The 8,797-nt window shown below is 33.8% G+C and carries 10 protein-coding genes; 3 read left to right on the forward strand and 7 right to left on the reverse strand.

All coding sequences use genetic code 11. The features are described 5' to 3' along the window. Nucleotides 1-60: 60 nt before the first annotated feature. The 6 genes from ung to ACJMLH_RS07435 all read right to left on the reverse strand — a co-directional run bounded on the left by ung (nucleotide 61) and on the right by ACJMLH_RS07435 (nucleotide 5,649). Nucleotides 61-720 (reverse strand): uracil-DNA glycosylase, encoded by a 660-nt coding sequence (gene ung / locus ACJMLH_RS07410; protein ID WP_405276275.1) that lies wholly within the window; start codon nucleotides 718-720, stop codon nucleotides 61-63. A 10-nt stretch (nucleotides 721-730) separates the two neighbouring features. Beyond that, nucleotides 731-1,441, reverse strand: a complete 711-nt coding sequence (locus ACJMLH_RS07415) for an alpha/beta hydrolase (protein WP_405276277.1) — start codon at nucleotides 1,439-1,441, stop codon at nucleotides 731-733. Nucleotides 1,442-1,593: 152 nt separating this feature from the next. Further along, the gene (locus tag ACJMLH_RS07420) at nucleotides 1,594-2,736 is read right to left on the reverse strand and encodes a toxic anion resistance protein (RefSeq protein WP_405276279.1); all 1,143 of its coding nucleotides are present in this window, start codon (nucleotides 2,734-2,736) and stop codon (nucleotides 1,594-1,596) included. A 228-nt stretch (nucleotides 2,737-2,964) separates the two neighbouring features. Next, on the reverse strand, nucleotides 2,965-3,408 hold the full coding sequence (gene dtd, locus ACJMLH_RS07425; RefSeq protein ID WP_405276281.1) for a D-aminoacyl-tRNA deacylase: 444 nt from the start codon (nucleotides 3,406-3,408) through the stop codon (nucleotides 2,965-2,967). After that, nucleotides 3,405-4,646, reverse strand: a complete 1,242-nt coding sequence (sstT, locus tag ACJMLH_RS07430; protein WP_405276283.1) for a serine/threonine transporter SstT — start codon at nucleotides 4,644-4,646, stop codon at nucleotides 3,405-3,407. The genes dtd and sstT overlap by 4 nt, the downstream gene beginning before the upstream one ends. 49 nt (nucleotides 4,647-4,695) lie before the next feature. Further along, entirely contained in the window at nucleotides 4,696-5,649 is a 954-nt protein-coding gene (locus ACJMLH_RS07435) for a malate dehydrogenase (RefSeq protein ID WP_405276285.1), read from the reverse strand. Nucleotides 5,650-5,737: 88 nt separating this feature from the next. On the opposite strand from ACJMLH_RS07435, the gene ACJMLH_RS07440 reads away from it, so the two are divergent. Continuing rightward, on the forward strand, nucleotides 5,738-6,388 hold the full coding sequence (locus ACJMLH_RS07440) for a hypothetical protein (RefSeq protein ID WP_405276287.1): 651 nt from the start codon (nucleotides 5,738-5,740) through the stop codon (nucleotides 6,386-6,388). On the opposite strand, the gene ACJMLH_RS07445 is transcribed toward ACJMLH_RS07440, so the two are convergent. Continuing rightward, entirely contained in the window at nucleotides 6,385-6,543 is a 159-nt protein-coding gene (locus ACJMLH_RS07445; RefSeq protein ID WP_405276289.1) for a hypothetical protein, read from the reverse strand. The genes ACJMLH_RS07440 and ACJMLH_RS07445 overlap by 4 nt on opposite strands. Nucleotides 6,544-6,691: 148 nt before the next feature. Between ACJMLH_RS07445 and ACJMLH_RS07450 the strand changes: the two genes are divergently transcribed. Together ACJMLH_RS07450 and ACJMLH_RS07455 are read left to right on the forward strand one after the other, a co-directional pair. Further along, nucleotides 6,692-7,489 (forward strand): amidohydrolase family protein, encoded by a 798-nt coding sequence (locus ACJMLH_RS07450; RefSeq protein ID WP_405276291.1) that lies wholly within the window; start codon nucleotides 6,692-6,694, stop codon nucleotides 7,487-7,489. Between the two features lie 185 nt (nucleotides 7,490-7,674). Next, nucleotides 7,675-8,442 carry a V4R domain-containing protein gene (locus tag ACJMLH_RS07455; RefSeq protein WP_405276293.1) on the forward strand — a complete coding sequence of 256 codons (768 nt, stop codon included), beginning with the start codon at nucleotides 7,675-7,677 and terminating at the stop codon, nucleotides 8,440-8,442. Nucleotides 8,443-8,797 lie beyond the last annotated feature (355 nt).

The following is an 8,797-nucleotide window of genomic DNA, read 5'->3' on the forward strand; positions in this document are numbered from 1 at the left end:
CCGTTGAAATCAATACAAGTATTAATGCCAATGCCAAAAATAGTTTTTTAAAGTCCATAATTATAAACTCCAGTTGATTTCATCCAAACCGTTATTCCTTAAAAATTCATTAGCTAATCTGAAATGATTGGAACCCAAAAAGCCCCTTCTTGCTGAAAATGGAGAAGGATGTGAAGTAATTAAAACCAGATGATTAGGATTTGTAATTAGCTCTTTTTTCTTTTCAGCCTGTTTTCCCCATAACATGAAAACGATAGGCTGATTTCGTTCATTTAAAATTTTTATCACATTATCTGTGAAAGTCTGCCATCCGCATTTGCTGTGGGAGTTTGCATTACCGTCTTCAACAGTCAAAACAGTATTTAATAGGAAAACACCTTGTCTTGCCCAGCTTTCAAGACATCCTGAATCCGGAATTGGGTAGCTGTATTCTGATTCTATTTCCTTAAAAATATTTTTTAGAGACCTTGGTATTGGCCTGCCTTCAGGTGTTGAAAATGCAAGACCGTGGGCCTGACCTTCCTCATGATAGGGATCCTGGCCTAAGATGACTACCTTGACATTTTTTATATCTGTCAACTGAAATGCATTGAATATTTCATCGTAAGGAGGATAAATGGTTTTTGTGGCATATTCGCCATCAACAAATTCTTTTATTTTTAAAAAATAGTCTTTGTTAAACTCATCCTCTAAAACTATATCCCACTCATTTCCAATCATATTAATTAATTTAAATATTATTGTTAATAAAATTTAATATTGCAATAACTGTTTGATTTTGCTGGTTTTGTGGAGAGATTTTAGCTTTTCCGTCACCTGATTGGTCCCCATAGTAGGCGAATTGTGCATGATTGCCCCCATCAATAATAATTTCTGTCAAATTGTTATTTGTAAATGGTTTAGCCTGATTATACTTTTCCAAATTTAATGATTTATCTTCTGAACCATAAATTGACAAAACTGGTTTTGATAAATCCTCTGTTGGATAAGATGCAAGCAATATCAAACCGTCAACATTATCTGTAGAGTTTACATACGATGATGCAACAACACCGCCTAAGGAATGGCCTGCAATGAAATAATGACTGTATGTTGAATTATCAATAATATCATCGGCACTATTCTGAGCGAAAAATGCAATATTGAATGGCATTTCAACAAGATAGCAATCAATGCCTTGACTTGCAAGCTGCGTAAACATAGGTAAATAGGAAGTATATTCCACTTTTGCTCCAGGATAGAAAATTAAAGCAGTGTCATTTCCGCTTCCATTTAAAAATAGTCCGTTAGGTGATTTGATAACACTAACATTACCTGTTCCATTCAATAAATCAGTTGCTGTTTTTTCAGCATGATAATAATCCGTGAGGTAGAAAATTCCATATCCTAAAATCAAAAGTAAAATGATTACAATAGCTATTTTAACTTTTTTATTTAACATATCACAAGACCACAATTAATACATTTAAAAAACACAAATCGATGGAATTTTGTTTATTACATGATCAAATAGACCAAAAAAGACATTAATATACAATATATGCAGTAAAAAAAGTATAAATGATAGGAGATTACCTATCATATCTTTTTAAATTATTCCAATATATTATTATTTGTTGTTTCGATTTTTTCAACAACTTTTTGACCATCTTCAGCCATGCCACTGAATAAATCAATTGTTTCTTTCATTTTAGGAAGTGCCTGTTCCTTATAGGTGCTTACATCTTCAATAGCTTGAAGAGCTTCGGCAAAGGATGCTTTTAACACTTCAGGTGAAATCATTGTTTCTGCACTGTGTTTTTGAATTTCACTTCCTTGTTCTTTGAGCATGTGAGAAGTTGTTTCAATGATGTTTTCAGTAGTTGAATTCAAAATGTTAATCTTGTCCATTACAAGTTTTTGGTCATATAATGCACTTGCAACCATTACGGCAGTTCTTAGAGCTGAAACTGTTACATTTTTTGCTCTGTTTACTCCACGGATAAGTTCTTTGTTGTTTCTTCTGATTACATTAAGTGATACAATCCCCTGTTGGTTTACAACAATCATTTGTTGCATGTCCATAATTCTTTGTCTGAGCGGGAACAGAATTTCTTCACGTACAAATGCAATTTTATCAGGTGAAACATCATTCAACTCGGCCTGTTGGATTTGGGCTTCAATGGATTCATCCATTTTTTTACCAAGTTCAATATCGGCCAATAATTTGTTGGTGACTTCTCTTAAATAGTTTTCTTCATTTAAAAGAGTAATATTGTCATTTTGAAGTACCTTTGCACTGTTGTCCAAGGATTTTATAATGTTGGAAATAGCAACTTCAGCCTTTTCATATTTTTCAAAGTATTTTCTAACCGGATTCAATATGTTTCCAAGCATTCCTTTTTTAGCAAAGTCCACTTTGCTTGGATCCAAATCTTTCATTTGCCTGTCCAGTTCTGTCAGTTTTTCTCCAATGTTTTCAGCATCACTACCTCCTTTTGACAAATCAACAAATCTGGTTGCCAACATTTCATTTCTAGCAGCTGATTTTGACATGTCAGACATACCGAAGTTATCAAGCGGTTTTAAAATACCTTCCCTTTCCTGAGGATTTGTTAAATCAGCATCAAAAATTGCAGTTGCATTTTCTTCTGCCTGATTTTTCAAATTTGAGTTTTCTAATTTTACTTCTTCCTCTTTTATTGTTGTTTCAACGTCATTTTTGATTTCATCTATATCTAGTGAAAATTCTGCCATTCCAATCACCTTAGTCTAAAAACTCGATATCGTTTTTCGCATTCATAAGCATAATCATTGATTGTTTTTCCAATTCTGAGTTACATAATCCTGATTTGGTTTTTTATATTAACTTCAACTATAATTAAAATAGCTATTAATAATAAAAATATTTTTCCATTTGAAAACAGCTATCCTAATACAATATTATATCAAACCTATTTTTAAAGTTATGTATATAACATGTTATTAATCATCGAATTCCTTTTCAAGCAAGATTGTTACAGGTCCGTTGTTCAGCAAATCCACCTTCATGAAAGCTCCAAACACACCTGTTTCAACTTCAACATATTCACGGCATTTATCTGTAAAATAATCAAACAATTCAGTGGCTTTATCCGGAGCCAAGGCTCTGTGAAATGAAGGCCTGTATTTTTTAACCTTACCGTATAATGTAAATTGAGGAACAAGCAATAGCTTGCCATTAATATCAAGAACCGATTTATTCATTTTGCCGTCTTCATCCGGAAATACCCTCAGTTTGGCCAATTTGCGGGCAAGATAATCGGCTTCCTTGGTGGTGTCATTTTCACCAAAGCCAACTAAAGCCATCAAACCTTCATCAATTTTGCCTGTAATTTCACCATCTACTTCCACACTTGCATGCGTAACTCTTTGTACTACTAACTTCACTTTGCAAACTCTCCTAAGAAATTAACTGGAATGCCTTTTTTTCTTCTGTCATGATATTCTGCTGTGGCTGAAAACAGTGCATCTCCTGCTGAGTTTAGGGCTGTTTCACATGAATCCTGAATGACACCAATGATGAATCCAACTGCAACCGCCTGCATTGAAACATCTGCACTTATTCCAAACAGTGAACATGCCATAGGTATAAGTAGAAGTGATCCTCCGGCAACTCCTGATGCCCCGCATGCTCCAGCGGTTGAAATAATGCATAAAATGATTGTAACAGGCAGAGGAACGGTGATTCCAATTGTATGGCAGACAGCTAAAGTCATTACAGTGATTGTTATTGCCGCCCCTTCCATGTTAATTGTTGCACCCAATGGAATACTGATTGAGAAGAAATCCCTGTCAAGACCTAAACGTTCACATAATTGCATGTTGACCGGAATATTAGCGGCCGAACTTCTTGAAAAAAATGCAGTTAGACCACTTTCCCATAAACATGTTAATACCAGAGGATAAGGATTACGCCTTAGTGCAACAGCAGAAATTATCGGGTCTGTTACAAAAGCAACAAATGCAATACATCCGACCAAAAGCAAAATTAATTGTCCGTATTGTGTAAATATGCTAAGACCACTTTCACTGACGGAAGTAAAAACCAATCCCATAATACCTATTGGAGCACATTGAATGATTCCCCGTACAATGGTGGTGACTGCATTAGCACAATCAGTTATCACATCTTTTGTAGTGTCGCTTGCAACCATCTTAAGCGCAATACCAAATACAATTGACCAGAACAATATTCCTAGATACTGGCCCTTAGATAGCAAATCAATCGGATTGGAAAATATTGACAAAATCAAATTTGACATTACCTCAGCTATGCCGCTCGGAGCTGTGGCGGAACTTGCATTTGTTAGATGGATTGAGACCGGAAATAGCGTACTGAATAAAATTGCAACCATCGCAGACAAAAATGTACTGAACAGATAAAGAATAATAACAGTTCTAAATCTGGATCCGATACCACTTCTTGCTTTTGAAATTGCAGAAGATACTAAAACAAATACTAAAATTGGAGCAATAGCTTTAAGAGCATTTACAAATAATTTACCTGGAAAACCAATGAATTTCCATTGAGGAACAGCAACTCCCAATATTGCACCAATAATCAAACCAATGACAATTTTCAAAATAAGACTGGATTCAGTCCACTTGCTAATATACTTATTCATTTAATTCACCGTAATATATTTTATACATATAATTTGTGGCAAAAAGTATTTAATCATTATCAAGCAATTCTAAAACTTCATCAGTAGTCTCTTTAACAATACCTGCAGCCTGTTTAAATTCATAAAGCTCAAAATCGTTCATATGGATAGGAACAACCATTGCAATACCCTTTTTGGATAAAACAACCGGAACACCTAATGATACATTATGAACATCACCAACTTCACCTTCAAGATAGGTAGAAACTGTCAGAACCTTATGTGAATCCGTAATCATTGTTGAAATCAAGTTTGAAATTGCAAAAGCCGGACCATATTCGGTAGCTCCTTTTTTAGAAATGATGGTATTGCCTGCATTTTTAAGCCTAGTGATAAGTCTTTCGACATCAAGATCAACATCCTTAATGAAATATTTTAAAGGAATACCACCAATACTTGTTGAACTTAATAAAGGCACCATATGGTCTCCGTGTTCACCAATAACACGGGTATGTACCTCTGAACTGTTAATGTTAATCTGTCTTGAAAAATATGCTTTAAGTCTTAGTGAATCCAAGTGGTTTCCAATACCAATAACTCTTCTTTTATCAAATCCTGATGCTTTAAGAGCCACAGTTGTCATGACATCAACCGGGTTTGTAGCTACTAAAATTATAGCATCAGGAGCATTGGCGGCAATTTCTTTTGCATAATTATCAACTATTTTAGCATTAGGCAGCGCCAAATCTCGCCTATTCATACCTTTTTCACGGGGAGTTCCTGCAGTAATGAGCACAATAGAAGAATTTTTCAAATCCTGAAAATCAGAAGTTGGTGTTAGCTTACAATCAATATCTTCTGCAGCTAAAGCATCATACATATCGAATGATTCTCCTTTCGCCTTTTCAACACTTTCGGGCCTTGCAAATAACACAATTTCATCAACTGTATCTGCCCTTGCAAGGGTAAATGCAACGTTTTTTCCAATTACTCCAGTTGCCCCCATAATACTTACTTTTACCATAGTTATTATATTGTGATTTTAAATAAAAAAAACTTACTAATTTTTATAGTTAAAAATCTAATTTTAATATTAATGAAATGGTGATATTATGGTGGATGATGAACTTAAACTAGAAACCAAATGCTATGATGCCAATGAATACGGATACCTGTACGGACTGAACAAAAAAATACCCGATGATGAGTTTGAAAAGGTAAAGCCATACTTCAGGAAATTCAAGAGAATGGATTTCGTTGAAGGAAATGTTCAGGTTACCGGAAGGCCTGAAGGATGGAGATGCCTTGAAAAGGATGTTCCAAAAGTAGAAGAGATATTGGGAATAACAAATACATTGGAAAAAAGGCAAAACAAAGTAAAGGAAGCATTTGCAGACCCAATTAAAAAGGCAAACCTTAAGGATAAATCCTATGAATGGCTAACAATGCTTTTTGAAAAAACAGGGACAAGACCCGAACAGGACCTGTCCAGACTTGCAGTTCATTCAACAAAAATGTACGACCCTCAGGACAGTTTCAAAAATGGATATGAAAACGGTGAAGGTGAACTGTTTATCTACACACCCCACGGCATGTGGTATATCATCAATAACTGTGGTGAATTTTCAGATCTAAGCCTAAACAATGTTAAAACACCATATGGAGGAGCTGTTGGTCACAGGTTAATGTATGATGATTTAATTGACAGGTTAATTAGAATTTATACTGAAGAAAACGAGTATAGTGGAGAAAAACTATTTTAATCTTCATCCACAACTCTTAAAAATAATGCATTGTCTGTTGCAATGTCAACTTCAAGAACCTGTACATGTTCACCTGTTTCATCATAGTTGCTTAAATATACAAACAATCTGTTATCTAAATCTTTTGTAATACTTCTAAGTTGACCTAATCTCATTTTTCCACCTCCAAAATAATACTGGTTATGATTTAAAGTTGGATTCAAGATTATTTAAATCAGATAAACAAAAAGCTTTAAGGACACTTAACTTTTTATTGATGAAAAATATAATATGTTATTGTAATATTGAAAGGAGTTTAATTTTATGCAAAAAATCATAAATGCACATTGTCACATTTATCCGGATAAAATAGCAGAAAAAGCAGTGCTTGGAATTAGAGATTTTTACGACTTAGACATGTCCCTGAACGGTAAATTGGATGACCTGATAAGGGATGGAAATAAAGTTGGAGTAACACACTATTTGGTTCATTCTGTTGCAACAACACCAAAACAGGTAAAATCAATAAATGAATTTATCGCCGAGGCCGTGAATACTCATCCAGACATTTTTACCGGATTTGGAACCCTGCATCCTGACAGTGACGATATGCAAGGTGATTTTGACTATTTAATTGAATTAGGCCTTAAAGGAGTAAAGGTTCATCCAGATTTCCAACAGTTTGCGATGAATGAAGACCGTGCATTTAAAATAGGGGAAGTGGTAAGCAAAGGCCAGGTCCCAATGCTAGTTCACTGCGGTGACTTCAGATACAACTATTCAAATCCCGAACAGATTAAACCGTTTTTGGATAAGTTTCCAGACATTACATTTATTGGGGCTCATTTTGCAGGCTGGAGTGTATGGCAAGAAGCTACACGTCAATTGGCCGGAACACCAAATCTATATGTCGATTTAAGTTCAAGCTTATATGATTTAAGCCCTGAAACTGCATTGGAATTAATTCATGCATATGGTTCAGACAGGGTTTTATGGGGAACAGACTATCCCATGTGGGAATCAGACAGCGAAATGGAATATTTCAATAAAATTGATCTGACTGATAAAGAAAGATCCCAAATCCTTTATGAAAATGCAGCCAAGATTTTAAATCTTGATTAAATTATTTAAACTTTTTTTAATTTTTCTCATTTTAATTTAATTTCATCTTATTTTTACTAAAATTTAGTATTTATTTACTTTAACTGTTAAGATTAATCTAAACTAAATTTAAAGCAATATACAAACATTTATATACTAATTAAGCCCTTATATTAATTTACAATTTAGTTTTTAGGAGGCACACTATGACCACCTCTAACCCAATTCAAATCATATTAAATGAAAACAAAACAAATCGGCCAATGGTTGACATTGACATTATCAAAAGCCCGATGAAGTATGAGATTCTAGATTTGCTAAAACATAATGAAATGAACTTCGAAGAGATAGTGGAAAATACATCAAAGTCCAAAGCTAGCGTATCCATGCACCTAAGGGATTTAAGAGAAGAAGGAATAGTAAACTACAAAGCAGATCCAAGCGACAATAGAAAAAAAATATTTTTTTTAAATGCAGATTATTTAGGTTCAGTCGATTCAAACAATATTAAAAAGACACATAAAAATCAGACAAAACTGTTAATTGATAAATTCATTGAAAACGGAGAAATAGAGTATGTTGTTCTATTGACACATACATTCAAATCACTGTTAATGGAATTTGGAATGGACATTTCACCTGTTCTTCAAAAAATCGGAAACTACATTGGAGACTATCTTTTTAACCAATTATATGATGAAGATTTAGATATTTTCATGGACAACATTTCATCCTACTGGCAAAAAAATCATCTTGGCAAAATATACTTTGAACTTGACAACAACATCAAGATTACATGCATTGATTGTTTCGAATCAGTACAAGTTCCTAAATCTGGAGTGCCAATATGCAATCTTGAAAAGGGAATGTTTGAAACATTATTTAATAGATTTTTTAAATTTGACCTGAATATTGAGGAAATAATGTGTTATTCAATGGGGGATGAAAAATGCGTTTATGAGCTTCGGCCTTAACTGTTTAGTTCAATATTAACTGTTTATAATTTAAATCCCTTTTTATATCACTTAAACCAATAGTAAAGTGATAGTATGACAAGCTTTTAAAAAAAAAATGCTTAAAAATATGATCAACTATAAAAAAGCGAAATTTGTTTTAAACCCATCCTAATGAATGATATAATGGAAGTTGATTAAAATTTTTCAGTATTTGAAAAGCTTGAAAAACCTCGCATACTATCATAGAAACTCCAACATAATATAGCCAGACAATACAAATGGCTAAATTGAGAACAGAAAAAATGGGATGTTAATATTTATTACATCCCAGTTCCCCTTTAAATGCCAACCTCATCTGGTTCCAGACAACACC

It is taken from the genome of Methanobrevibacter sp., from assembly GCF_045116495.1.
GTDB lineage: Archaea > Methanobacteriota > Methanobacteria > Methanobacteriales > Methanobacteriaceae > Methanocatella.